We start from the raw sequence: 24,490 nt of genomic DNA, 5'->3' as shown, positions 1-24,490 counted from the left end.
TAAGGAAAGGAGCGCCCATGCCCAGCGTACTGATGCTCTATACCGGCGGGACTATTGGTATGCAGCCATCGTCACAAGGCTACGTGCCCTGTGCAGGGGTGGGCGAGCGCCTGGTGGCGCACTTGGCTCTGGGCGATCCTTACCGGCTGCCAGTGTTTGATGTGATTGAAATGCAGCCGCTGATTGATAGCGCCGAACTAATGCCAGAGGCTTGGAACCGCTTGGCGGCGCAGCTGGAAAACCATTGGCCACGCTACGATGCATTCGTGGTGCTGCAAGGCACCGATACCATGGAGTACAGCGCGTCAGCGCTCTCGTTTATGCTCGGTGCGCTAGACAAGCCGGTGATCTTCACCGGCTCCCAAATTCCACTGGGTGAGCCAAGAAGCGATGCGTTGAACAGTGTGGTTAGCGCGCTGCAACTAGCAGCACATCCAGACACTCCTCGCGAAGTCAGCCTGGCCTTTCATGACCGGCTGCTGCGCGGTAACCGCGCGCGTAAGGTGCGCACCCAAGGCTTAGATGCCTTCGACTCACCCAACTTCCCCTGGCTTGCCGAGCTTGGTATTGGTATTCGTTTTCCCCAACCCTCGGCGCTGCTGATCGGAAAACCGAATTTTGCACCTATTGAGGTGGACGACGAGGCGGTGGCGGTACTGCCGCTGCATCCAGGGATGTCGCTGCGCCGAGCAAAGGTGCTGCTGGCGGATAAAACGCTAAAAGGGCTGGTGCTTTATACCTATGGAGTTGGCAACCCGCTTAGTTTTGAAGGCGAGCTGCTTGATTGCTTGAAGGCGGTTAACGAGAGGGGCGTAGCGCTGCTTAACGTCACCCAGTGTGCCCAAGGCGAAGTAGTGCAGGGTGCCTACGCCACCGGTGCCGCACTTAATCAAGCGGGCGTGATTGCCAGCAGCGATATCACCCTGGAGGCCGCCATCGCGAAGCTCACGGTGCTGATAGGCCGCGGTTTAGACGGTTGTGAATTGCGAAAAGTGCTGAAGAGTGCGGTACGAGGAGAGTGTGACTCCATGCGTTAAACCAGCATTTTTATTTCAAAGCTTCGTCTACCCAAAAAACCAATAGCACACTGCAATAGCGGTGGTAACGCCTGCGAAGTCCGCTACCAGAGCACAGCCTAAACCGTGACGGATACGCGTGATGCCTACCGCACCGAAGTAGACCGCCAACACATAAAAGGTGGTTTCGGTACTGCCTTGCATAGTGGCTGCGAGCAAACCAGGGAAGCTATCGACGCCGAAGGTGTCCATGGTTTCAATCATCATGGCGCGGGCGCCGCTGCCTGAAAGTGGTTTAACAAAGGCCGTCGGTAGCGCATCCACAAAGCGGGTGTCCCAGCCAAAGCCTTCTACTATCCAGCGGATACCGCCTAAGCCAGCGTCTAACACGCCGCTAGCACGCAGCACTCCCACGGCCACCAGCATAGCGATCAAGTAGGGCAGTAGCGTAATGGTAAAGCTCAAACCCTCTTTGGCGCCTTCGATAAAGGCGTCATATACCCTGACACCGCGCAGCGCTGCTACCACTAAGAACATCATCACGATGCTAAATAGCGTCAGGTTGCCGACTAGCGTAGAGGCTGCTGCCAGCGCTTGGGCAGACATGCCCGCCAGCGTGGTAATCAATAGCCCCAGCGCTAGAGCCGCGGCTACTAAATAGGCCAGCACAACGGGCTGCCATAACTTTAAGCGCTGCATCACCGAAACGGCTAAAAGCCCTGCCAGGCTAGAAGCACTTGTTGCCAGCAAAATCGGTAAAAATATCAAGGTAGGGTCGGCAGCCCCTTGCTGGGCGCGATACATAAAAATCGTGACTGGCAACAGGGTAAGCGACGAGGTGTTGAGCACCAAAAATAGGATTTGCGCGTTGCTGGCTGTCTCGCGGCTTGGGTTGAGAGTTTGCAGCGAATGCATGGCTTTAATGCCAATCGGCGTGGCGGCGTTATCCAGGCCCAAGATATTGGCCGCGAAGTTCATACTGATCAGCCCCATGGCAGGGTGGCCACGGGGAACCTCTGGCATTAAGCGGCAGAACAATGGGTCGAGTACCCGCCCCAGCAAACGAATCAAGCCTGCCTTCTCGGCAATAGAGAGGAAGCCCAGCCACAGTGTCATCGTACCCAGCAGCACTAGAATGATATCAACGCTGACCCGCGCCATATCGAATAGTGATTGCACCAAGCGAGCGAATACCTCGCTATCGCCGCCCACTAACCACTGCCAAAGAGAGGCCACAAAGGCAGCAATAAAAAAGCTTAACCAAATTCCGTTGAGCATGGGGAGTGGGCATCCAGGGTAGTGAAGCGGTAGCTAGTTAAATAAACAATTTAAGTAAGCAATGCCGCTTATCCTAACCAAAGAGTACCCAACATCGCTAACCCGACAGCGAAAGAAAAAACAGAATCAGTGGTGGTGACAGCAGCGAGAGAATAAAGCCACTGACCACCGCAATAGGCACGCAGGCTACGCCGCCGTGCTGCTGAATAACGGGCAGGGTGAAATCCATGGAGGTGGCGCCGCCGTAGCCAATGGCCAGGGCGGTGTGGCGGTGGATCACTAGCGGAATCAGGATAAACGCCAGCAGCTCACGGGTGAGATCGTTGAAAAATGCCACGCCGCCCATCAACGGGCCAAGCTGGTCGCCAATCAAAATGGCTGAAAGCGAATACCAGCCAAAGCCTGATGCCATCGCCAGACCTTCGTTCCAGCTTAGCGAGAGCAGCGGGGCGGCGACTAAGCCTGCCAACAACGAACTTATTGCCAGCGTCACCGCGATTGCCAACCCCATGCGGTTGAGCAAAATCTGCTTGAGCGGCATACCGGAGTTACGTAGCTGGCAGCCGATTAACACTAGCAGTAAATAGAGCACCCACTCGGCTAACCAATCTGCTGTAGCAAACAGTGCGTCTCCAAGCGCTGAACCCAATAGCAAACCGATGATAACGCCGCCTGCCACCACGGCGACGAGCAGTAGTGACCCCTGCATAGCGGCTAACTTGCTAGTGGGGGCGTTTTTCACCACTGGAGAATTGCCGGCTTTTAACGGTAAACGGCTCGACAGCCACCATAGTGCCGCTAGGTTAAAGACGGTTGTAATGGTAAACAGCAGTAGGGCATTGCCCCCCAGGCGTGAAAGCTGACTCGTCAGGTTTTCCAGGCCCGCCAAGCTAATGCCCATAAACAGCAGGATCAAATAAACCGAGCCACTAACCGCTCGATTTATCAGTTGCTGGATACGCACAGACCGAACCGGAACCAAATAGCCCAGTACTAGCGGTAGTAGAACAATCAATAAACCCGAAAGCATTTAGGGCGTCGCGCCCCCGTTTGGATTGAAGTTAGTCAGTGTCAGCTGTGTTTCTCGGCTACCCTCTTTTTGGTACACCACCGAAAGAATCAAGCCGGGCCAGTCAGGGTGAAAACGGATCTGGAGAAGACGATCCGGCTTTTCCACATCAATCAGCGATACATTCAGTGCTTCGAACTCGCCACCGGGCATTCCAAGGCTACCGGGATCAGTTACCCTTTGTTTATCAACATAATATTGGAAATGCTCATCACGGCCTTTGTGGTCGACAAACTCAATTTCGCACGGGGCGCTCTCTGTGCAGTCTTCGTGACCTGCTCGGCGCGATAGGTCAAAGAGCGCTGTCTGACGGTCTAACGTGGGAATATCCCGCTCGTTTAATTGATAGCTGTCACCTACGCCGAGCAACGAATAGCTACTGCTATAGAGCAACGCGTGGGTATCATCATCATTCAGCGAAAAACGGCTGAACTCCTGACCGCGTGCCACGGTGACCGAGAAGCGCATATCGCTTAACCAGTGGCTGCCTTCATTTGAAAGGCGATGGGTGATATTGGCACCTGGCCAGCCACGCACTTCAAGCCGATACTGTGCTTCAAAGGGCTGCGGGTCTTTAAGCACTTGCTCTGCTAGCGCTATTTCGCTTGCCAAAAGGCCCAAGGCGCTAAAAACTGCACCGATAAGCGGGCGGCTAGGCAATCGTGCTATGACATTGATCAAAGGCACTTCCTCCATAAAGTTGTCTCTTCCTAAGAGCCTTCAATAAGCACTTGGTTCTCAGCCGCCTAGTATAACCGGGACGGTGAGAGGCGTCAGTAACCTGCATCCGGATTGATCGTGGAAAGTTTTTCACCCGATTCAAAGGCATGCAAGTAAGAGATCACTTGGTCGATGGCATCATTTAGCGGGGTGGGAGCGGCCATATGCGGTGTGACGATTACCTTAGGGTGTTGCCACAGTGGATTATCAGTGGGCAACGGCTCTTCATGGAATACATCCAACAGCGCACCTCGCAAGTGGCCCGGCTGACCGGCGCTTCCCAGCGCATCCAACAGCGCCTGCTCATCGATCAAGCTGCCACGGCCAGGATTAATCACGCTGGCACCCTGGGGCAGTTGGGCCAGTCGCTCGGCGTTGAGAATATGTTGGGTGGCGGCGGTATCAGGCAAAATGGTGACGAGGCTTTGTACTTGGCCAAGCAGCTCGTTTAGCCCGTCATCGCCATGAAAGCAGTGTACGCCGCTAATTTGTTTGGGTGAGCGGCTCCAGCCGAGCACGGGGAAACCAGCCTGCTGCAGAGCACTGGCCACAAAACCGCCAATGGCGCCTAACCCTAATACACCTACCGGCCATTGTGCCTTCTCTACCACTGCCTGCGGCTGCCAAGTGGCGCTTTGCTGCTGTTCCGCGTAACGATCCATGCTGCGATAGAAGTGCAGTACGCCATATAGGGCGTAATCGGCCATCAGTTCGCCCATGCCTGCATCGCGTAATTTCACAATGGGAACATCGCTGGGTAGCCCTGGGGTTTTCAGCAGGTAGTCCACCCCAGCGCCTAAATTGATAATGCCTTTGAGCTGCGTCTGCTCTTGCAGCAAGTGGGCGGGGGCTTTCCAAACGGTAAGGTAATCTGCATTTTTGCGCTCATCCGCTGACGCTTCGCTGGTCAGCACGGTGGCTTGGGGCAACGCTTCCGCAAGTGCCGCTTGCCACTGCGCTGCTTCATCAATATGCACGACAATTTTCATCCCATTACCCTCTTACTATAAGTGTTATCACTGCAGGTTATCATGGTGAGCGGTAGGTGCGGTTGCAAGCACGCTTAGTGCAAATAATGATGCCGTATGCACTTTTTGTAATAAAGCCTTTGACCGCTGACCAAGGGTCGGTGCTAGTATCGGCTTAAGACGACATTGGCGGGCCTGCTGCAAGTGCAGCAGATGCAACCCCGACGCCTGATCGGTGGTGGCCAGGTCGATCCTGTGGCCCAGCGGTGCGTGCCTATAGTGGGCAGCGCGCTGGTTCTTGGTGATCTTTAATGGCGAGTTGCCCGATGACTCAGGTTTCCCTGCCTTTCACGCGCGAAGAGTATGCTACCCGCCTGTGGAAAGTGCGTGCTGAAATGGCCAGTCGTGGCATTGACGTACTGATCGTCAGTGACCCTTCCAATATGGCTTGGCTAACCGGCTACGACGGTTGGTCGTTTTATGTGCATCAGTGTGTGCTGGTGGGCCTTGAAGGCGAGCCGGTATGGTTTGGGCGGCGCATGGACGCCAACGGCGCGCTGCGCACCTGCTGGATCGACCCTGACAATATTACCTACTACCCGGATTACTATGTACAGAATCCGGACATGCACCCGATGGAGTATCTGGCGCAGTCGATCATGCCTGATCGCGGCTGGCACCTGGGTGTGGTGGGTATGGAGATGGATAACTACTACTTCTCCGCTAAGGCCTATCTAAGCCTGCTGCGCGAGCTTCCCCATGCGCGCTTTATGGATGCCAATTCACTGGTGAACTGGTGCCGGGCAATAAAGTCGCCCCAAGAAGTTGAGTACATGCGTATTGCCGCCAAAATTGTCGAAGGCATGCACACGCGTATCCTGGAAGTAATTGAGCCTGGCTTGCCCAAGAGTAAGCTAGTGTCAGAGATTTACCGCGTCGGCATTGAAGGTTTTGTGGATGAGAACGGCAAAGTTTTTGGCGGCGACTATCCGGCTATCGTGCCGATGCTGCCTACCGGTAAAGATGCTGCTGCGCCCCATCTAACCTGGGACGACACGCCGTTTTGCAAAGGGGAAGGTACCTTCTTTGAGATAGCTGGGGTGTTTAAGCGCTATCATGCGCCGATGTCGCGCACCGTGTTTCTGGGCACACCGCCAACGGATTTTATTCGCGCGGAATCAGCCCTCCTGGAAGGTATTGAAAACGGCTTGGCAGTCGCCAAACCCGGTAACCGCACGGCGGATATTGCCATGGCGCTAGGGGCGGCGATGGATAAATACGGTTTTGACCGCGGCGGTGCCCGTTGTGGTTACCCCATCGGTATTTCCTACCCGCCCGACTGGGGTGAGCGCACCATGAGCCTTCGCCCCTCCGATGACACTATTCTGGAACCGGGCATGACGTTCCACTTTATGCCGGGGCTCTGGGAAGAAAACTGGGGCTTGGAAATTACCGAAAGCATTTTGATTACTGAAGACGGCTGCGAAACCCTGGCCAATTTTCCGCGCCAGCTGTTTGTAAAATAACCGCCTACTCGAACACCGAAGGAAACCGTAATGACCCAGCGACCCAGCCCTATTTCTGCCACCGTTGATTTTGATGCTGATGGCGTGCAGCACGGTTTTTTAAAGCTGCCGATCTCGACCGATGAATCCGCCTGGGGCGCGGTGATGATCCCCGTCACCGTGGTTAAGAATGGCGACGGCCCCACGGCGCTTTTGACCGGTGGTAACCACGGCGATGAGTACGAAGGCATCACCTCGTTGCTGAAGCTCTCTTCAACGCTGAAGGCAGAGGATGTCACGGGGCGGGTGATTATCGTGCCGTGTATGAATACCCCGGCGGTGATGGTAGGCAAACGCACTTCGCCAATGGATAAGGGCAATCTCAATCGCAGCTTTCCCGGCGACCCCAACGGCAGCGTGACGCCGCAAATCGCCGACTACTTCACCCGTGTGCTGGTGCCCATGTCTGATGTAGTGCTCGACCTGCATTCGGGCGGCCGCACGCTGGATATCCTGCCCTTTGGCGCGTCTCACGTGCTGGATGACAAAGCGCAGCAACAGTCCGCTCTGGAAGGTGCCAAAGCCTTTGGCGCCCCCTATGCCATGGTGATGTTTGAACTGGATGCGGAAAAGCTTTTCGACACAGCCTGCGAGCGCCAAGGCAAAGTGTTTGTGGCCACCGAACTGGGCGGCGGCGGCACCTCGACGCCCCAGAGTATCGCCATTGCTGAGCGGGGCGTACGCAATTTACTGATTCACTACGGTTTGGTAGCGGGTGAAGTGGAGATGCCCGCCGGTGGGCAGATGTATCTCGATATGCCCGACGCCAGCTGCTACGTACAGAGCCAACACTCGGGCGTGCTAGAGCTATTGGTAGCGCTGGGGGACGAAGTGAAAAAAGGCCAAACCATCGCCTACGTATACGACATGACCCGCAGCGGCACTGAGCCGGTGGCTTACAAAGCCGAGCGCGATGGCATTTTAATGGCCCGCCGCGCGCCTTCTTTAATCAATATGGGGGATACCCTGGCGGTGATTGCCGATGTTGTTGAACGCCTGGAGGCGTAACCCCCGGCATGATGAAACTTGACCGTTACGATCTGAAAATTCTCGACATCCTCTCCCGCGATGGGCGGATCACCAAGTCGAAGCTGGCCGAGGCAATCAACCTTTCGGTCAGCCCCTGCTGGGAGCGGGTAAAAAGGCTGGAAAAAGCGGGTGTGATTGAAGGGTATACCGCGCGCATCAATGCCGACGTGTTAGTGCCGCGTAACCCGGTGTGGGTACAAATCGAGCTCAAACAGCACAATGCCGAAAGCTTTACCCGCTTTGAAGCCCTGGTGATACAAACCCCGGAAGTCACCGAGTGCGTTGCAGTAGGCGGTGGGGTGGATTACCTGGTGAAATTTGAAGCGCGCACTATTGATAGCTATCAGCGTTTGATGGATAAGTGGTTGGTGTCTGACGCGGGTATTGAGCGTTACTTCACCTATATTGTGACCAAAACCGTCAAGCGGGTGCCGATAGGCATCGATAGCGACGACATTCTGTAAACTGCTACGTTTTCCTTTTTGCACTACCCTGCCAAAAAAAACCACTGTCAAACGCTCACTGACAAAAAAAGTCGCGCCATAAGGCGCGGTTTTCAAAAACACTTCGTGGCCCCTCTCCGTTAACCTGTAGACATTCCACAGCAAGGCAATGAGCTTGCTGACAATGCCACACAGTTTCTGCAGCGTTCGGTTAGCCAGACTGCATTTGAGGGAGGTTTCCATGACCACACTATCGACCACGCTTGCCAAGCGCCTGGAAGATCCGCGTCTGTTCCGGCAGTACGCCTACGTGAACGGTAAATGGACCCACGGTGAAGGTGGTCGCGAAGAGGCGGTTTATGATCCTGCCACCAATGAAGCCATTGGCCATATCCCGCTGCTGGAAGCCGAACAGATTACCGCTGCGGTGGATGCCGCTGAGGCTGCGTTTGTTCACTGGCGGGCGCTACGCGCTGACGAGCGCTGCGAGCGCTTATTGGCCTGGTACGACCTGATTCAAGCCAACCGTGAAGACCTCGCCACCATCATGACACTGGAACAGGGCAAGCCGCTGCCCGATGCCCGTGGTGAAGTAGAGTACGGTGCTAGCTTCGTGCGTTGGTTCGCAGAAGAGGGCAAGCGTACCTACGGCGAAACCATTCCCAGCCACATCCCTAATGCCTCACTTGGCACCATTAAAGAGCCGGTGGGTATTGCGGCCATGATTACGCCCTGGAATTTCCCGCTGGCGATGATAACCCGCAAAGCGGCCGCCGCGCTGGCCGCTGGCTGCCCAGTAATCGTTAAGCCTGCCAATGAAACGCCGTTCTCGGCGTTGGCGCTGGCGGAGCTTGCCGAGCGTGCCGGCATTCCAGCGGGTATTTTCAACGTGGTGCTAGGCGACCCGGCTGAAGTCTCTAAAATTCTGTGTGGTGAGTCGCGTATTCGGGCGCTCTCGTTCACTGGTTCCACACGGGTAGGTCGCCTACTGATCGAGCAAAGCGCTAACACGGTAAAACGGCTCTCCTTAGAGTTGGGCGGCAACGCGCCGTTTATTGTCGGGCCGGATATGGATCCGAAACAGGCGGCCTACGCGGCAGTGGACGCCAAGTTCCAAACCGCCGGGCAGGACTGCTTAGCGGCTAACCGTATTCTGGTGCACGAATCGATCCACGATGAGTTCGTTGAGCAGTTTGCCGAGCGTATGTCTGCCCTCACGGTAGGTAATGGTTTGCAAAGTGAGATTGATCTTGGCCCACTGATTCACCGCCAAGCGGTGGAAAAAGCTGCCGCGATTGTTGATGATGCCATTTCCAAAGGCGCTACCATGATCGGTGGTGATCAGAACAAAGCACCGGGTGAAAACTTCTTTATGCCAGTCATGCTGACCGGCGTAACGCCCCAGATGAAAGTGTGGCGGGAAGAGAACTTTGCGCCGGTCGCCGGCATCACCGCTTACAGCACCGACGATGAAGTGATTGAAATGGCCAACGACACCGAATACGGTTTGGCCGCGTATATCTATACCCACGATATTCGCCGCATTTGGAAGCTGATGCGCGCGCTTGAGTACGGCATGGTCAGCGTCAACTCGGTGAAAATGACCGGCCCGCCAGTACCCTTCGGCGGCGTGAAGCAGTCCGGCCTTGGCCGTGAAGGCGGCGCCACCGGTATCGATGAGTATCTCGAGACCAAGTACTACTGCCTGGGCGCGCTGGGTTCGGTGTCGGGGAGCTAGCGAGGATAGAGTCGCAGTCGAGGCTGGTTAGGCACTAAGCGAACCGTCTTTTTCAGGGATGAAAAAGCCGAGCACCCAGGGATGGGTTTACAGCGTGTTCGCGTGTGCCTAATCAGCCGTGCAGCCCACAATATTTTTAATGCCGCCCCGCTGATCGGGGAGGTTTATCGTACAGAGAGAACACTATGAGCTTGCATCAGGACCTGATCGAACGCGATCGTAAAGTCACTTTCCACGCCTCTACCCACCTGCGCGATTTCGCCCACGGCGATGCGCCAGGCCGCGTGATTACCGGCGGTAAAGGCATCAACATCGTGGATAAAGATGGCCGTGAGTTTATCGACGGCTTCGCAGGGCTTTATTGCGTCAACATCGGCTACGGTCGCACCGAAGTCGCCGAAGCGATCTATAAGCAAGCGCTAGAGCTCTCCTACTATCACACCTATGTAGGCCACTCTAACGAGCCGCAGATCGAGCTTTCCGAGCGCATCCTGAAAATCGCTGGGATGAACATGTCCAAGGTTTATTACGGCATGTCCGGTTCGGACGCCAACGAAACCCAGCTCAAGATCGTGCGCTACTACAACAACGTGCTGGGCCGCCCGCAGAAGAAAAAAGTTATCTCGCGCATGCGCGGCTACCACGGTTCCGGCATCGCCTCTGGCTCGCTGACCGGCCTGAAAGCATTCCATGACCACTTCGATCTACCGATTGATACTATTCGCCATACCGAAGCGCCGCACTACTACCTGCGTGCCGCCGAGCAGCACGGCATGAGCGAGCTTGAGTTCTCTGGTTACTGCGCCGACAAGCTGGAAGCGATGATTCTGGAAGAAGGGCCGGATACCGTGGCCGCCTTTATCGGCGAGCCAGTATTGGGCACTGGCGGTATCGTGCCGCCGCCGGAAGGCTACTGGGACGCCATTCAAGCCGTACTGGCGAAGTACGACGTACTGCTAATTGCCGATGAAGTGGTATGTGGTTTTGGCCGTACCGGCTCTGACTTCGGCAGCCACCACTACAACATGAAGCCTGACTTGGTCACCATCGCCAAAGGGTTAACCAGCGCCTACCAGCCGCTTTCCGGCGTGATTGTCGGTGAGAAAGTCTGGCAAGTGCTTGAGCAGGGCACCGGCGAGTACGGCCCCATCGGCCACGGTTGGACCTACTCCGGCCACGCCTTGGGCTGTGCCGCTGGGCTCGCTAATCTGGATATCATCGAGCGTGAAAACCTGGTGGGTAACGCTGCCGAAACTGGCGCTTACTTCCAGCAGCAGCTAAAGGCTAACTTCGAAGGTCATCCGCTATTAGGCGATGTGCGCGGTGTTGGCCTTATGGCTGCGCTGGAATTCTCGCCAGATGCCAAGCAGCGCCTGCACTTTGACCCTGCGCTTAAAGTTGGCCCGCGTGTGGCTGCCGCTGCTATGGAAGAGAACCTGATTGCGCGCGCCATGCCCCAAGGCGACATTCTCGGCTTTGCACCACCGCTGACGATTAACCGGGGTGAAGTGGACGAAATGATTGGCCGCGCCAAGCGCGCGATTGACCGCATTACCGATGAGCTTACGCGCTCTGGTGATCTAAAAACCGGCCAGCAGGAGGCTGCTTTTACAGTTTAATCACCTGTAATTAGGCTTTTGAGCGCCGCTGCCTGTGCAGCGGCGCTTTTGTTTTTGTAGGCCACGACTATGCTGAATACAGTGGTTAGCCAACTGATAGTAGCCAATTGATAGTAGCCAATTGATAGTAAAGGAGAGGCCCACGATGCAGCCGGTATTAGCCTTCGATGTTTATGGCACGCTGATTGATACCCAGGGAGTAACCTTTGAGCTGGAGCGACGCTTGACCGATCCCTCCAAAGCCGGCGAATTTGCCCGCCGCTGGCGGGAAAAGCAGCTTGAATACAGCTTTCGCCATGGTGTGATGGGTGCTTACGTGCCATTTTCGGAATGTACCCGTGAAGCGCTAGTATTTATTGACCGGGCACTGCAAACTGGGCTTTCAGATAACGACCACGATCACTTAATGGCGGTATATGGTGAGCTACCTGCTTTCGAGGATGTGGTGCCCGCTTTAGATCAGCTTCGAGATGTGGGCATTCGCTGCGTGGCGTTTTCCAACGGCACCGCCGAAGCCGTGTCTAAGCTGCTAACGCGAGCAGGCGTAGAGAGTCATATGGATGATGTAATCAGTGCTGATGAGGTAAAGCGCTTTAAACCTGATCCCGCTGTATATTCTCATCTACGTAGTCGCTTAGAGACCCGACCCGAGCATACGTGGTTAATTTCCAGCAACCCCTTTGATGTGATAGGCGCCACCCACGCCGGTTTGCGCAGCGCCTGGGTGCGGCGCAGCTCCGATACGCCCTTTGACCCGTGGGGTATTGAGCCCGATATGACGGTGACCGATTTACAAGCATTAGCGGAGCGCATTATCCGTTAGATTGTTAACCTACGTAGACAGGCCGCATAATGACGCACGCTTAACGACTTAGGATATGAGCATGTCAGAAAAAATTTACTGTGTTGCTGGCTTTAAACCCAAGCCGGGCAAAGAAGAAGCGGTATTCAAAGCGTTGCAGGGTTTAGAGCCAAACACCCACCGTGAAGATGCGTGCATTCACTACACCGTAACGCGCCAAATCGACAACCCTTTCGCTCAAGGCACCGGTTACCCGATTGTTTTTCATGAGATTTGGGCCAGCCGTGAAGAGTTCGAAGCCCACTGTCAGCGCAAAGAGATCCAAGCGTTCTTTGCCAAGCACGTTGAATCACCCGATGGCGATATCGAAGATGCCAACGTGTGCGTTTACACCGACGAGCCATGGAATTTTGACGCGCCCAAGGTATAACCCTAGCGTGTAGAATAGGCCGAATAGAAAAGCGAAAAGCTCAACGGAAAAGGAGCCAACATGACCGATAAAAAGATGAACGTCGAAAGCTTTAACCTGGATCACACCAAGGTAAAAGCCCCATACGTGCGTTTAGCCGACATCAAAGAAGGCCAAAATGGCGACCGTATCCACAAGTACGATCTGCGGATCTGCCAGCCCAATAAAGAGCACATGGAGATGCCAGCGCTGCACTCCCTTGAGCATTTGATGGCTGAGCTTTCTCGCAATCACACCGATAAAGTGGTCGATATCAGCCCCATGGGCTGCCAAACCGGTTTCTATATCGCGATGATTAACCACGATGACTATGACGGCGTGCTGAGCATCATTGAGCAAACGCTAAACGATGTGTTGGTCGCGACTGAAGTACCCGCCTGCAACGAAATGCAGTGCGGCTGGGCTGCCAGCCACAGCTTAGAAGGTGCCCAGGAACTAGCCCGTAATCTGCTAGCTAAGCGCAACGAGTGGACTGAAGTCTTCGCTTAAGCGTTAAGCAACATCATAAACGCAGTAGCAAAACGCCTTCCCAGCGCCACATATCGCCGGGGAGGCTTTTTATTGTCTGTGCATTAACAATGGAAAACGCTAATTAATAGTGACATGCTGGCGCCACACATATTTTCCCTGGGTGAGGCAGTAACATGCTGTTGGACACTTGGCTTTTATACCTTATCGCCTGCATAGGCCTGTCACTTTCGCCAGGGCCCAACGGCCTGTTGGCGCTAACCCATGGCGCGATGCATGGCAGCCGGAAAACGCTGTTTACCATTATTGGCGGTGCCACAGGCTTTTTCCTGATTATTGCCCTATGCATGTTTGGGATTGGTGCGCTGCTTAAATCATCGGTGATATGGCTAACGGTGCTGAAATGGGTAGGTGGAGCCTATCTTGTCTGGTTGGGCATTCAAGTATGGCGCTCGCCACCAATTACAGGCGAAATTGACGTGAACGCAAGCCAAGCGAGCGGATGGCATTTATATCGCCAGGGCGTACTGGCATCCATCACCAACCCTAAGGTGCTACTGTTTTTCAGCGCTTTTCTACCACAGTTTATCAACCCGCAAGGTAGCTTGATGCTGCAATTTTTTGTGCTAGCAGGCACTTTTGTAGCTATCGAATGCATTGTAGAAGGCCTGCTCGCCAACATGGCCAACCGCATCCGCCACTGGTTAAAACGCGTTGGCCGCGGATTCAACCGCACCTGCGGCGGTATCTTTGTTGCTATTGGGGCTGCTTTGCCGTTAAGGGCGTGAAGCTTCTAACAACTGCTGTGCAGCTCAAGCGGTAGTTAGTGCCAAAACTAATTGATAGCAAAAAGTTTGTTTTATAAAGAAAAGATATGTTTTCGCGTTGTGTGCATTGAGTTCTTCAAAATGAATGTCACGCTATGCAACAGGCTCTGCGACTGCCTTGAGAATACTATATTGCCCCAGTTGCTCTGGAAGTACTCTCGCTGAAAACTCGCTCTCTATTTCTTGGCAGATTTCATTGTAAGCACGTAGTTTAGGGCCTTTTTGTACGTTAGGTGTTTGACTGATAAACACCATGTCATCAGGAGCATTTTCAGACATTTCAAGTCGGCGTAAATGCGCCAGCCATTTATCTCCTTTTTCAATAATTCGGCTAGCGTCTTCTAGATCGAAGCTGATGGGTTTAATTGCCTGGCGTATACGCGCACCTTCCTGCCAAACAAATGGCAATTTTACGCGAACAATATCATTACCCAACGTTTGCTCTGTGTATCTGCGATTCAGTGATCTAAGCCAATGCGTAACGTTTTTAGTGAGCTGTTCTTCTGGTGTAGCTATGTGCTTGAAATCATGGTGAACATAGCGATTGAACAGTTCATCAAGGGCGGTCTTTGGATCTTTAGCAGCCAGAGTCCCCGGCTTGCTGAAGCGGAACATGGCTTCGCGTGGTTCTACCAAGTCATTGAATATGCGCAGCTGTACATCCAATTGACCTTTGTGGTGGTTGGCTAAATCAACCGTGCGCTTAAGCTCCGTCACGAAATGCTGGCGTGCTTGTGTAAACACTTTGACTGGCAATTTATCGAAGAAATGGGTAATACGCTTTCGTGAAATGGTTTCGACCCGCTGGAGAAAAGCGCCATTATTGCAGAGCATGATGATCCCCAGGTTCGCGAACTCACCTGTATCGAGATAGGGCTGAAAGCGCAGTACCGCGTAATTACAAATAATTGCGCTCATATCAAGCTCCAGAAGGACGGATCGCGTAAACGTACTAACAAATTAAAGCGCTCTGCTAACGTGGGCTGTATCTCAGAGGCCTCGTCGTCTATATCTCGGTAGAGCCACTCTAAAGGTATTAAGTCAGTGATCATATCCCAATCATTCAGTGTAGCGTCAAGCACCGCTTCGTGGCGTGCGCGTATTTCGAGGTCTGCAAAGCGTTCACGTTGGTGACTAAATACATGATTTTCAAAATTACCTGTGTGGTTTATGGGGTCAAAAGCTAAATTATGATCTATGACCACCAAACCACTTACAGCGCTCCATAGTAGGTTTACATTGCCTCCCTGGCTGCTTAAACATCGATCTTCATTGTTAATCCAAATATCAAACAGTAAGAGACGTTGCTGGATACCTTCGTCGACCTCTCCTATTAACGAGAAGAGTAAGTCTTGGCTATGGGGAGCTACCTTAGACGCAAAGGCCATTCCTCCCTCTAGATCCCCAGCACGTGGTTCTGTCGAAAAGTCCAACATGCCCGTTGGAAAACGCATTAAGGCGTACTCAGCAACAGGCAATTCACAGCGTCGTGCTAATTCGGAACAAATGAGTTCAGATACCAGTGACTGTTGGCCAACGCCATTGACGCCTTTCACTACATATTGATCATTATTTACATCACGTATGATAAATGGCTTTGTGCGCCCTTGGGTCGATTGGCGCAGAATTTCCTTAGCCTCTACTACGTAAGGTCTTTTCATATCACCTCACCAATCGCCATTGCTCGCCTTCTTGCTGGGCTTGGCCCAAGGCGGCTAGGGCGGAGAGTACCTCGTTTACGCCTTTTACCGGTTTGCGTTTGAACTGGGCGGCCAGGCTTTCTGCGCTGTTTGGGCTGGCGGCGAGCATATCGCGTAGCTGGGTGACTTGGCTGGCCAAGTCTTTGGGCCATGCTGCTTTAGTTTTTTCGGCGGCGGGTGTGTCGCTGACCGTCGCTTCGCTTCCCATCTCGGTTTGAGTGGGCGCTGTCTCTTCCGGCGCTTGGTACTCCGGGCGTAGCCAACGCACCTTACCTTGGGCTTCCTCTAAGGCGCGCTGCTTGTTAAGCGCTACCAAGCGCATCAGAAGCTCTTCTTCGGCTTCTGCCTGGGCGGTGGGTTTATCCGGCAGGGGCGTAGTGGCGCCGGGTAAGCCTACTAGTACTTTTGCCAAGTCATCCCAGCCGTAGGCGTTAAAAACTGCTTTGTCTAAAGCATCGTGGTCGGCCATCAGCGTGCTGACTAGCCCTTGCTGGTTGATGGTTTGCTCTTTGGCGTTGAGCGCCTCACCGGCGCGCAGTTTTTCCATCACGTTGTACATACCGGTTAGCGTGAGCGTTGGGTGCTCTGCCTGCTGGCGCTTGCGGTGAGCGTCGATCTGCTCGGCCAGTTGGCCGATATGCGACGCCTGCTCATCGGTAAGTTCAGGGAAGGGGAAGGTCTCGAAGCAGCGAGAAACAACGTAAGTTGGCCTATCTTCAAGCGTACTGCCTGTCGCAGTCGACCAAATAAAGTGTATGCGAGATGATAAAAAGCCCAGCAGACTGATATTATTCACCGCTATAGTAATTAGCTTGCTATCAGGTAGTACGCTCGCGCTTAGTTTTTGAAATGTTCTGTGTTTTGCAGTTTTGACAGTAGTAATAAAAAAAGGAATCGTAGCAGTGGCCTTCCTCAAGTCTCTACGAGGCTCACCAAAAAACCACCAGTTTTCCCTGTAAGTCGCTCGCTTGTTTTGGTCTCGCTCAGGTTTGACTCGCTCCAAAATCCACTGGTAAACAGCAGGATATAGCGACTTAACTTCTTCTATATTTAATCCGAAAAGGTCAATGATCTTCACGCCGCGAGGAGTCTGAGTTAAATCTCTGCCATTACGATATTCACGTATATGCTTTTCGAGACCTTCGACTGTCCCAAGGTCCAGTTGCTCAGCTTCTTCTTGAGTGACAACAAATCCCATACCGTGTGGCTTTACTCCTTCGAAGCATAAGCTTTGGTTTGCAGCTAACCCTTGAGCCCCCGCCACATCTGCCCCAATCGTTAAATCGGCAAACACTTTTCCTTCACGGCGGCTAAGTGCAACTGTACGTGCTTCTCGGGCTTCATCGCTGTTTTCATTGGTGACTTGCTGCAAAAGCCCCGGTGCTTCGCCAGCGCGGCCCACGGTCATAGCGATGCGTACTGCGGCACCGTCGTTGCCGTCTACCCAGGGGTGGTCGGGTATGGCAAAGGTGAGCGACAGCGGCTTTTTGGCATCGCTTAAGTGCGGTTCTAATACGCGGCGGTTAAAGGTTTGGCGCAGGCTGTTGGTGGTAATAAAACCAAATTGCTGAGCGTGGCCAGTGCGGACCGCTTCGGCGGCAATATGCCACCAGTACATCACGAAATCGGCGGATTCCGGCACGGTGCCTTTATACACTGAACGGACAGCATCCACATAGCCATCGCCCAGGGCGCGGCGCATGGTAGAGGCGCCAATAAACGGAGGGTTGCCGACAATATAATCCGCCTGCGGCCACTCGGCGCGCTTGGGGTTGTGGTAGCGGTAAACGTCAGTCCGGCCACTTTCATCGGGGATCAGCTCACCGGTGGCGGGGCTTTTCTTCATGCTGATGCCGTCCCAAACGGTGACTTTCTCTCCATGTTCGTCCAAGAGCAGCTCTTTGCTGTCGTATTCAATTAGCGCATCGCGCTCCTGGATATTGTGGAAGTCTTTCAGAATCGGTTCGGGCAAGTCGAGGCTGCCGTGGATACGGTAGTGCCACTGCAGGTAACCAATCCACAGCACAATTTCGGCAATGGCGGCGGCGCGGGGGTTAATTTCCATGCCGAGGAACTGCTGGGGCGATACAGTTAGCCCTTCGGCATCCAGGCTGTCTTGCCCGCCACTCAGGTCGGAAATCAGGTTTAACACCTCGCCTTCAAGGCGCTTCATATGTTCCAGCGCGACATATAAGAAGTTGGCGCTGCCGCAAGCGGGGTCAAGCACGCGTATTTGGCACAGCTTGTGGTGAAAAGCGCGCAGGCTTTCCAGCGCTTTGTCGGTTTTGCCTTTCTGGTTGTGGGCTTCTGCGACCACTTGCGCAGTGGCCCATTCACGGCGTAGCGGTTCAATCAGGGTAGGCATTACTAACCGTTCTACATAGGCGCGGGGCGTGTAGTGGGCACCTAGTTTATGACGCTCACGGGGATCAAGTGCGCGCTCTAGAAGGGTGCCGAAAATGGCCGGTTCCACAAAGCGCCAGTCGGCTTTAGCGGCATCAATCAGCAGTTGAATCTGTTCTGCATTAAGTGGAATCGGGTCGATGCCTTTAAACAGACCGCCGTTAAAACGCATAATTTTGGCGGTCAGCACGCCGCTAAAGCCGCCGCTGTTCATGCTTTCCCATAGCGAGCCGATGGCATCAGTAAAGTGTTCAGGGGTTTCTTTCATGCGCTCTAAAAACGCGGTGAAGCTGCCTTTGGGCAGTAATTCCACATCTTCGCTGAACATGGTGAACAGGCAGCGCTTCAAAAAATGCGCCACGCGGTCGACTTCATAGCCATCGGCCTCTAGCGTTTTCGCTAGGGTCGCAAGCTTGGCGCTGACCTCACGCGTGACGCGAGCAGCGTATTGGCTGGGGTCTAGCGTGTCCGGCGCTTCCCATAGCGCTTTGAGGCGATGCTGGATCTCTGGCTGACGTAAGTCTTCGAGTTTAATGCGGTAGTTGCGCGGGTCGGGGAATGGCACGTAGGTGCCGCCAGAGCGCGAAAATTCTGAATAGAGTGCCAGCGTGCGGCCTACATCGGTAACTACGATAAACGGTGGGCGGCCTTCTTTAGCAGGTAGTGCGCGCACGTATTGGTCGGCTTGGTTGTAAGCCGCCTGCATGGCTTTGTCCCAACCTTTGGTTTCTAGTCCTTTGCCGGTTTGCTTGGCTTCCAGCACAAAGGCGCTGCGCTTGTAGAGATCGATAAAACCGCGATTTTCGCTACCATCGGGGTTTTGAATATCCACCCGGCGCTCAAAAGTATAGCCGTTCTCGCTGTTATCCTTGCTAGCGGGGTCGGGTGTCGGGAGTTCAAGCAGCGCGCACAGTTCTGAAAGGAAAAGCTGATAGTTGGCTTTTTCGGTGCCGGTAGTGTGTTGCCAGCGCTCAATAAAAGCAGTAACAGCATCAGCGGTTGCTATCGGTGTAGGCGCTTCAAACATCAACATTTTTCCTTTCAGGCAGGGGCATCTAACTACATTAAGCAGGGTTAGATAGTAGCATGCTTAATTCGCCTGTCGGGATGTGAGTCCGATAGAAATGCGCTAATTACACAGGATCAATCGTCAGCAATAATCTCTTTTCACCTTCTTTTAGCGACGGGCTGCGATGCACCAGGCCTTGCTCTTCATTGCCTACCCAGCCACTGCCTTTGAGAAGCGCAATTTCACCAGGCGCCATACGCTGAATGGCAGAAGCATCTTTAATAATCTCAGGGCGTTCAGGGTGGGGCGCGCCAAGTCCTGCACGATTGATGGCATATTCTGGCAGCCACTCACTGCCCGGCCCCATATAGGTGGTCACCAACCGAACGGGCAGATTATCGCAATGAAAACGCGGGCACATAGCAGCATTGAGCAGGCGTAGCCGGATGCCTACCGTTTCAGTATTAAATAGATAGGCAGCGGCTTCGGCCACGCTGGTAATGTCGTCAATTAGCGCTTCAGCGGCATCGGGCTGCGGTAGGCGTTTTCGTAAGTCGGTTCTGAGTGAGTGATCTGGCTTACCCAGCCATGCAAATTGCCATGCGCGGTCTATTTGGCACTGTGCCGCCACGCTCAAGGCCACATCCGCGGGTAGGCGGCGGCACATGATGGTGATATTGATCTCATCCTCAAAGATACGTGGCAGCACGCTGATGTCGTCACCTTTAGCAGTGTGATTCTGGAGCGTCATTGAGGTCGTGGCGATTGATGGCATCTCGGAACTCATCTGTTGAATTGTAGAAAACAGCAAATATTTTATGAGATGTTATAACATATAATAAAAGAGTGAGAAAAGCGCTCCATGACGATTGGGTGGCTATTATTTAGCTATTAAAACCGCGTTATCATTTCATTAGTCGAGCTGAGGTGAGAGGGCGTTGGGTGGTGATTTGCCCGACGACAATGCGCGTTTAAAGGGAGGGGTAAAAAACGTTCTCCAGTTTTAATTGACTGCGCCTGTGAAAGGACCTATATAGTTTCTACGATCCACTACCATGAGTCCCCATGATCCTTCTGATTGTTATTGCCACTGTGGCAATTGCGGTGTCATTCATCTGCTCGATCCTTGAAGCAGCTCTCCTTTCCATAACCCCCAGCTACATTGCCCAACTGCGAGACAAGCAGCCCAAACTCCATGCAGCGCTGACTAAGCTCAAAACCAATATTGATCGTCCTTTGGCGGCAATTCTGACGCTTAACACAATTGCTCATACTGTCGGCGCCACAGGTGTAGGTGCACAGGCGGCGGTCGTGTTTGGCGAAGCTTCGATTGCAGTGGTATCGGCGGTAATGACGGTGCTCATTTTGGTACTGTCGGAAATTATTCCGAAGACCATTGGCGCCACTTATTGGCGCGGTATTTCGCCTGTATTGCCCCGTATGCTTCAGATAATGATCATCATACTTCTGCCGTTTATATGGATGTCTGAGCAAATAACGCGCCGGTTAGGCAAGTCATCGCATGATGTCGATTTACGTGGTGAAATTGCCGTCTTAGCACGCGTTGGTTTGGAACAAAAGGTGCTGGATGCTGATGAGTCCCGCACCATTATTAACATGCTTAACTTGCATAATATCCTCGTCCACAAGGCGATGACACCGCGTACCGTTTGCGTCACGGTGTTGCCGAATATGACCGTTGCCGAGTTTGATAAAAAGTATGGCAAAGCCCCGTTTACGCGTTTCCCCGTTATGGATAACGGTGAGCAGGCGTTTGGCTATGTGCATAAGTCGGATATGTATCATGCCGACGATAGCAAAACGATGCGTGAACTAATGCATCCCATTGGCAGTGTCGATGTGGCGCAAAACGTGGAGCAAATTTTTACCTCCATGTTAAAGGATCGCCTGCACATGCGTGTGGTTTACGATGAGCACGGCACTTTTGTAGGATTAATTACCCTGGAAGACATTATCGAAACGATTTTGGGCCAGGATATTGTCGACGAGACAGATCACGTCGATAACTTGCGCCATTATGCTAAACAGCGTTGGTTAAAGCGGATAAAGCCTGAAGACAATAAAATAGCAGGCGAAGCAAGATCTTAGTGACTTGGTTATGCTTGAAAACGGCGCCTTAGGGCGCTGTTTTGCTATCTTGAATACGCTCATTGCACAGCGTAATGCGTGTGCTAATAAACATCATGGTAACCATACGAAGTTATTCGCTGTCTTAGCGCCAAATGATCTATAGTGGGGGTGTTGTAAGTCAAATAAGGTATTAGGGCATCTGATGCCCGATTGAGGAGGAAGTATGTCTCTACGTATTAATGCAGTTGTGCCTGATTTTGAAGCGGACACCAGCCAAGGACCGATTCGCTTTCATGAGTGGATTGGGGATAGTTGGGCAATTCTGTTTTCCCATCCAAAGGATTTTACGCCGGTATGCACCACCGAGTTTGGCGCGGTAGCGCAGTTGAGTGATGAATGGAAAAAACGCGGCACTAAAGTAATTGGTGTCTCGGTCGACGGTGTGGAAGATCACCAGCGCTGGGCAACGGATATTAAGACGTTCAGTGGCAGTGAAGTGGATTTCCCGATTATCGCCGACGACAGCCTGAATGTCTCCAAGCTGTTTGACATGCTGCCTGAAGATGCCTATTTGCCCGACGGCCGCACGCCAGCCGACAGCGCAACGGTTCGCTCGGTGTTTATTATCGGGCCAGATAAGCAATTGAAGCTTTCAATGACTTACCCGATGACCGTAGGGCGTAACTTTGCAGAAATCTTGCGCGCTCTGGATGCGCTGCAAACTACAGTGAAGCACGGTATTGCAACACCTGCTGATTGGACCGTTGGCCAAGATGTTATCATCCCGCCCAGCGTCTCCAATGAGGATGCTAAACAGAAATACGGCGAATACGAGACCGTTTTGCCGTATTTACGTAAGACGCCTCTGCGTTAATGCCACTGCGTCAATAGAGTGGTGTAAAAAGTGAAAAGCCAGCGCCCACGCGCTGGCTTTTTCATGGGGTTATCAAGAGGATTCCCGCGCTAACTGCTCAATAGAGCTTGAAACACTGCGGGCGCCAGTAAGTATCTCATGGACGATGGTTTCAATTTCACCAACGCTGGCCTGACTGGATTTCCCCTGTTCCACTACTTGCCGCATCGCTTGGGTGGTGCGCTCTACTAAGGCGCTATTATCTTTAAGCATCCGGTTAATTTCTTCTACCGCTTCGCTAGAACCTTTGGCTAAACGGCGCACTTGGTTGGCAACCACGGTAAACCCACGCCCTTGTTCGCCTGCGCGTGCTGCTTCAACAGCGGCATTGAGTGATAGCAGGTTGGTTTGATTAGCGATACGGGCAATCGATTCAGTAATGCTATTAATGCTCTGCGCCTGCTGGTTTAGCGCGGCAATTAGCTGCTGCGCCTCTGCTAAAGTGGAAGCTGCTTGTTCAGCGCCACGCATAACACGCTGCAAGTGACTCAGACCATTTTGGGCGATTTGTTGCGTTTGAGAAGAGGTGCTCTGGGCGGCCAATACGGCGCGGTTGGCTGATTCAGCTTCTTCGATTGAACGGGTAATGTCGGTGGCAAACTTGACCACTTTCACTACATTGCCGTGGCTATCATAAATAGGGTTATAGGTAGCTTCTAGCCATACGTTACGTTCTTGGGCATCAAGGCGCTCAAACTTGCCTTGCATAAAATCACCTTGGGCCAGCTGTTTCCAAAAGTCAGGCCTTTGCTGATAGAAAGCGTCAGGGCAAAACATTCGGTGATGAGCACCACGGATCTGATCTACGCCATATCCCATGGTCTGTTCAAAGTTATTATTGGCATCAAGGATGTAGCCATCAGAAGTAAAATGTAAGCGCATTGCTAATTCCGTTCACTCATCTTGTTGTCAGTAAATTGCTAACAATAGACCAGTTGGTTATAAAAATACTGGATTGTATCGCTCTGGCACAAAGAGTTACTTTTGCTAATATTTTGCAATATGAATGACGGCGAATAAAGGCTCAATGAAATAATAGATTTATGCTGGCAAGTAATGATTAATGATGATTGTTGGGCAGATGTTTATCTCGGGAAGAGCCTTTAGCAACCGTGCAAAAGTTACTAACCGTGGGCGTAACCGTGGAAGTAAAGAGTGGCGAGGAAGGCGGTAAGAGGCACGTGTTTTCTTATCGTTAGGCAACCACGCTACTCTGTCACTATTAATGGGTAATAGGCAATAGATAAGCATAGAGCAGGCGCTTAGTCCTGCTCTATAAGTGGACGCTTAAGCGCTAACGTATTCGACCAGTGCTTGGGCGAAGGAGTCTGTAGTGCCGGTGCCGCCCATGTCAGGGGTGACCATATCGCGGCGGGTTTCCAGCACGGTGCGAATACCTAGGCGAATGGCGTCGCCTTTTTCATTCATGCCCAGGTGATCAAGCATTTGCGCGGCTGCGAGAAGTAGAGCACAGGGGTTGGCGATGTTTTTGCCTTCGATATCCGGCGCTGAGCCATGTACCGCTTCAAAAATCGCTGCTTTTTCGCCGATGTTTGCCCCTGGGGCTAAGCCCAAGCCTCCAACAAGTCCTGCACACAAATCAGAAAGAATATCGCCAAACAGGTTGGTGGTGACCACCACATCAAACTGATGCGGATTCATCACCAACTGCATGCAGGCGTTATCCACAATCATCTCTTGAAATTCGATCTCCGGGTACTCTTTAGCAACTTCCCGTGCCACGTCCAAAAACAGACCAGAACTGGTTTTAATAATGTTGGCTTTGTGTACCGCAGTGACTTTTTTGCGGCCGTTGTTTTTAGCCAGCTCAAAAGCGTAGCGCACAATACGCTCAGAGCCTTTGCGCGTTACTTTGATGATGGATATGCCGGTATCACCGTCGTCGATCATTTCCTGGCCGTCAGAAAGATACGCGCCTTCGGTGTTTTCGCGCACGGTGATCATGTCGATACCGTCGTAGCGTGAACGGGTGCCGGGGAAACTAATCGCCGGGCGCACGTTAGCATACAAATCAAAGTGGCGGCGCAGCTGTACGTTAATCGAGGAGAAGCCTTTGCCAATCGGCGTAGTAAGCGGCCCCTTTAGCGCAATGCCATATTTCTCAATGGCATCCAGCGATTCCTGGGGAATCAGCGTGCCATGCTTTTCAAGTGCACCTAAGCCAGCGTCAATATGCTGGTAGGTCAAGCCGCAATCTAGCGCGTCGAGTACTCGTAGCGTGGCCTGCATAATTTCGGGGCCGATGCCGTCGCCCTTAATGACTGCAATAGATTGGCTCATGTGTTGCTCCTCGCTAATCGGCAGGCGTGTTTATAAGTAATCTATAAAGCACCAAGCACTGC

The 24,490-nt window shown here is 53.0% G+C and carries 22 protein-coding genes; 12 read left to right on the top strand and 10 right to left on the bottom strand.

Translation table 11 applies throughout. The features are described from left to right. Positions 1–17 precede the first annotated feature (17 nt). Positions 18–1,037: an asparaginase domain-containing protein gene (locus tag ACQKE4_RS04475; protein ID WP_427387092.1), complete on the top strand. Its 1,020-nt coding sequence runs from the start codon at positions 18–20 to the stop codon at positions 1,035–1,037. A 27-nt stretch (positions 1,038–1,064) separates the two neighbouring features. On the opposite strand, the gene ACQKE4_RS04470 is transcribed toward ACQKE4_RS04475, so the two are convergent. The 4 genes from ACQKE4_RS04470 to ACQKE4_RS04455 form a co-directional block, all read right to left on the bottom strand. After that, on the bottom strand, positions 1,065–2,294 hold the full coding sequence (locus ACQKE4_RS04470) for a nucleoside recognition domain-containing protein (protein ID WP_427387091.1): 1,230 nt from the start codon (positions 2,292–2,294) through the stop codon (positions 1,065–1,067). 97 nt (positions 2,295–2,391) lie between these two features. Beyond that, positions 2,392–3,324, bottom strand: coding sequence for a lysine exporter LysO family protein (locus tag ACQKE4_RS04465; protein WP_427387090.1), 933 nt, complete (start codon positions 3,322–3,324; stop codon positions 2,392–2,394). Further along, positions 3,325–4,059, bottom strand: coding sequence for a hypothetical protein (locus ACQKE4_RS04460; RefSeq protein WP_427387089.1), 735 nt, complete (start codon positions 4,057–4,059; stop codon positions 3,325–3,327). It lies immediately after the preceding gene. A 77-nt stretch (positions 4,060–4,136) separates the two neighbouring features. Beyond that, positions 4,137–5,072: a 2-hydroxyacid dehydrogenase gene (locus ACQKE4_RS04455; protein WP_427387088.1), complete on the bottom strand. Its 936-nt coding sequence runs from the start codon at positions 5,070–5,072 to the stop codon at positions 4,137–4,139. A 305-nt stretch (positions 5,073–5,377) separates the two neighbouring features. Between ACQKE4_RS04455 and doeA the strand changes: the two genes are divergently transcribed. From doeA to ACQKE4_RS04410, 9 genes are all read left to right on the top strand, one after another. Next, positions 5,378–6,577 carry an ectoine hydrolase DoeA gene (gene doeA, locus ACQKE4_RS04450; RefSeq protein ID WP_427387087.1) on the top strand — a complete coding sequence of 400 codons (1,200 nt, stop codon included), beginning with the start codon at positions 5,378–5,380 and terminating at the stop codon, positions 6,575–6,577. 30 nt (positions 6,578–6,607) lie between these two features. Further along, on the top strand, positions 6,608–7,624 hold the full coding sequence (gene doeB, locus ACQKE4_RS04445; protein WP_427387086.1) for a N(2)-acetyl-L-2,4-diaminobutanoate deacetylase DoeB: 1,017 nt from the start codon (positions 6,608–6,610) through the stop codon (positions 7,622–7,624). Positions 7,625–7,632: 8 nt separating this feature from the next. Next, positions 7,633–8,109 (top strand): Lrp/AsnC family transcriptional regulator, encoded by a 477-nt coding sequence (locus tag ACQKE4_RS04440; protein ID WP_427387085.1) that lies wholly within the window; start codon positions 7,633–7,635, stop codon positions 8,107–8,109. A 220-nt stretch (positions 8,110–8,329) separates the two neighbouring features. Further along, complete coding sequence (locus tag ACQKE4_RS04435; protein ID WP_427387084.1) at positions 8,330–9,826, top strand: NAD-dependent succinate-semialdehyde dehydrogenase; 1,497 nt, start codon at positions 8,330–8,332, stop codon at positions 9,824–9,826. Between the two features lie 185 nt (positions 9,827–10,011). Then, positions 10,012–11,445, top strand: a complete 1,434-nt coding sequence (locus ACQKE4_RS04430; RefSeq protein WP_427387083.1) for an aspartate aminotransferase family protein — start codon at positions 10,012–10,014, stop codon at positions 11,443–11,445. Positions 11,446–11,590: 145 nt separating this feature from the next. Next, positions 11,591–12,268 (top strand): haloacid dehalogenase type II, encoded by a 678-nt coding sequence (locus tag ACQKE4_RS04425; RefSeq protein WP_427387082.1) that lies wholly within the window; start codon positions 11,591–11,593, stop codon positions 12,266–12,268. Positions 12,269–12,329: 61 nt separating this feature from the next. Further along, positions 12,330–12,677 carry a putative quinol monooxygenase gene (locus ACQKE4_RS04420; RefSeq protein WP_427387081.1) on the top strand — a complete coding sequence of 116 codons (348 nt, stop codon included), beginning with the start codon at positions 12,330–12,332 and terminating at the stop codon, positions 12,675–12,677. A gap of 60 nt (positions 12,678–12,737) precedes the next feature. Beyond that, positions 12,738–13,205 (top strand): S-ribosylhomocysteine lyase, encoded by a 468-nt coding sequence (locus ACQKE4_RS04415; RefSeq protein WP_290835322.1) that lies wholly within the window; start codon positions 12,738–12,740, stop codon positions 13,203–13,205. Positions 13,206–13,360: 155 nt separating this feature from the next. Then, the gene (locus tag ACQKE4_RS04410; RefSeq protein WP_427387080.1) at positions 13,361–13,972 is read left to right on the top strand and encodes a LysE family translocator; all 612 of its coding nucleotides are present in this window, start codon (positions 13,361–13,363) and stop codon (positions 13,970–13,972) included. Between the two features lie 132 nt (positions 13,973–14,104). Here ACQKE4_RS04410 and ACQKE4_RS04405 read toward each other — a convergent pair whose 3' ends face one another. The 4 genes from ACQKE4_RS04405 to ACQKE4_RS04390 all read right to left on the bottom strand — a co-directional run bounded on the left by ACQKE4_RS04405 (position 14,105) and on the right by ACQKE4_RS04390 (position 19,898). Continuing rightward, positions 14,105–14,929 (bottom strand): DUF3037 domain-containing protein, encoded by an 825-nt coding sequence (locus ACQKE4_RS04405; RefSeq protein ID WP_427387079.1) that lies wholly within the window; start codon positions 14,927–14,929, stop codon positions 14,105–14,107. Then, positions 14,926–15,672 carry a HipA family kinase gene (locus ACQKE4_RS04400; protein WP_427387078.1) on the bottom strand — a complete coding sequence of 249 codons (747 nt, stop codon included), beginning with the start codon at positions 15,670–15,672 and terminating at the stop codon, positions 14,926–14,928. The genes ACQKE4_RS04405 and ACQKE4_RS04400 overlap by 4 nt, the downstream gene beginning before the upstream one ends. A 1-nt stretch (position 15,673) precedes the next feature. Then, positions 15,674–19,141: a class I SAM-dependent DNA methyltransferase gene (locus tag ACQKE4_RS04395; protein WP_427387077.1), complete on the bottom strand. Its 3,468-nt coding sequence runs from the start codon at positions 19,139–19,141 to the stop codon at positions 15,674–15,676. Between the two features lie 106 nt (positions 19,142–19,247). Further along, a complete protein-coding gene (locus ACQKE4_RS04390) occupies positions 19,248–19,898 on the bottom strand; it encodes a DUF1826 domain-containing protein (RefSeq protein WP_427387076.1) in 651 nt (216 codons plus the stop codon). Positions 19,899–20,188: 290 nt separating this feature from the next. On the opposite strand from ACQKE4_RS04390, the gene ACQKE4_RS04385 reads away from it, so the two are divergent. Both ACQKE4_RS04385 and ACQKE4_RS04380 read left to right on the top strand, forming a co-directional pair. Beyond that, positions 20,189–21,232: a CNNM domain-containing protein gene (locus ACQKE4_RS04385; RefSeq protein ID WP_427387075.1), complete on the top strand. Its 1,044-nt coding sequence runs from the start codon at positions 20,189–20,191 to the stop codon at positions 21,230–21,232. Between the two features lie 205 nt (positions 21,233–21,437). After that, complete coding sequence (locus tag ACQKE4_RS04380; RefSeq protein ID WP_427387074.1) at positions 21,438–22,088, top strand: peroxiredoxin; 651 nt, start codon at positions 21,438–21,440, stop codon at positions 22,086–22,088. Between the two features lie 72 nt (positions 22,089–22,160). On the opposite strand, the gene ACQKE4_RS04375 is transcribed toward ACQKE4_RS04380, so the two are convergent. Both ACQKE4_RS04375 and ACQKE4_RS04370 read right to left on the bottom strand, forming a co-directional pair. Then, positions 22,161–23,009: a methyl-accepting chemotaxis protein gene (locus tag ACQKE4_RS04375; RefSeq protein ID WP_427387073.1), complete on the bottom strand. Its 849-nt coding sequence runs from the start codon at positions 23,007–23,009 to the stop codon at positions 22,161–22,163. 405 nt (positions 23,010–23,414) lie between these two features. After that, positions 23,415–24,428: an isocitrate dehydrogenase gene (locus ACQKE4_RS04370; protein ID WP_427387072.1), complete on the bottom strand. Its 1,014-nt coding sequence runs from the start codon at positions 24,426–24,428 to the stop codon at positions 23,415–23,417. Positions 24,429–24,490: the final 62 nt, after the last annotated feature.

The sequence above is a fragment of the Halomonas sp. NPDC076908 genome (assembly GCF_050269715.1).
In the GTDB taxonomy this organism is placed as follows: domain Bacteria; phylum Pseudomonadota; class Gammaproteobacteria; order Pseudomonadales; family Halomonadaceae; genus Vreelandella.
Note: the sequence above shows the minus strand (reverse complement) of the source record. Positions and strands in the feature narration are given on the sequence as shown.

Excerpts from the sequence above, each read along its gene's own strand:
- ACQKE4_RS04475 (WP_427387092.1), top strand. The coding sequence starts at position 18 with ATGCCCAGCGTACTGATGCTCTATACCGGCGGGACTATTGGTATGCAG.
- ACQKE4_RS04470 (WP_427387091.1), bottom strand. The coding sequence starts at position 2,294 with ATGCTCAACGGAATTTGGTTAAGCTTTTTTATTGCTGCCTTTGTGGCC.
- ACQKE4_RS04465 (WP_427387090.1), bottom strand. The coding sequence starts at position 3,324 with ATGCTTTCGGGTTTATTGATTGTTCTACTACCGCTAGTACTGGGCTAT.
- ACQKE4_RS04460 (WP_427387089.1), bottom strand. The coding sequence starts at position 4,059 with ATGGAGGAAGTGCCTTTGATCAATGTCATAGCACGATTGCCTAGCCGC.
- ACQKE4_RS04455 (WP_427387088.1), bottom strand. The coding sequence starts at position 5,072 with ATGAAAATTGTCGTGCATATTGATGAAGCAGCGCAGTGGCAAGCGGCA.
- doeA (WP_427387087.1), top strand. The coding sequence starts at position 5,378 with ATGACTCAGGTTTCCCTGCCTTTCACGCGCGAAGAGTATGCTACCCGC.
- doeB (WP_427387086.1), top strand. The coding sequence starts at position 6,608 with ATGACCCAGCGACCCAGCCCTATTTCTGCCACCGTTGATTTTGATGCT.
- ACQKE4_RS04440 (WP_427387085.1), top strand. The coding sequence starts at position 7,633 with ATGATGAAACTTGACCGTTACGATCTGAAAATTCTCGACATCCTCTCC.
- ACQKE4_RS04435 (WP_427387084.1), top strand. The coding sequence starts at position 8,330 with ATGACCACACTATCGACCACGCTTGCCAAGCGCCTGGAAGATCCGCGT.
- ACQKE4_RS04430 (WP_427387083.1), top strand. The coding sequence starts at position 10,012 with ATGAGCTTGCATCAGGACCTGATCGAACGCGATCGTAAAGTCACTTTC.
- ACQKE4_RS04425 (WP_427387082.1), top strand. The coding sequence starts at position 11,591 with ATGCAGCCGGTATTAGCCTTCGATGTTTATGGCACGCTGATTGATACC.
- ACQKE4_RS04420 (WP_427387081.1), top strand. The coding sequence starts at position 12,330 with ATGTCAGAAAAAATTTACTGTGTTGCTGGCTTTAAACCCAAGCCGGGC.
- ACQKE4_RS04415 (WP_290835322.1), top strand. The coding sequence starts at position 12,738 with ATGACCGATAAAAAGATGAACGTCGAAAGCTTTAACCTGGATCACACC.
- ACQKE4_RS04410 (WP_427387080.1), top strand. The coding sequence starts at position 13,361 with ATGCTGTTGGACACTTGGCTTTTATACCTTATCGCCTGCATAGGCCTG.
- ACQKE4_RS04405 (WP_427387079.1), bottom strand. The coding sequence starts at position 14,929 with ATGAGCGCAATTATTTGTAATTACGCGGTACTGCGCTTTCAGCCCTAT.
- ACQKE4_RS04400 (WP_427387078.1), bottom strand. The coding sequence starts at position 15,672 with ATGAAAAGACCTTACGTAGTAGAGGCTAAGGAAATTCTGCGCCAATCG.
- ACQKE4_RS04395 (WP_427387077.1), bottom strand. The coding sequence starts at position 19,141 with ATGTTTGAAGCGCCTACACCGATAGCAACCGCTGATGCTGTTACTGCT.
- ACQKE4_RS04390 (WP_427387076.1), bottom strand. The coding sequence starts at position 19,898 with ATGCCATCAATCGCCACGACCTCAATGACGCTCCAGAATCACACTGCT.
- ACQKE4_RS04385 (WP_427387075.1), top strand. The coding sequence starts at position 20,189 with ATGATCCTTCTGATTGTTATTGCCACTGTGGCAATTGCGGTGTCATTC.
- ACQKE4_RS04380 (WP_427387074.1), top strand. The coding sequence starts at position 21,438 with ATGTCTCTACGTATTAATGCAGTTGTGCCTGATTTTGAAGCGGACACC.
- ACQKE4_RS04375 (WP_427387073.1), bottom strand. The coding sequence starts at position 23,009 with ATGCGCTTACATTTTACTTCTGATGGCTACATCCTTGATGCCAATAAT.
- ACQKE4_RS04370 (WP_427387072.1), bottom strand. The coding sequence starts at position 24,428 with ATGAGCCAATCTATTGCAGTCATTAAGGGCGACGGCATCGGCCCCGAA.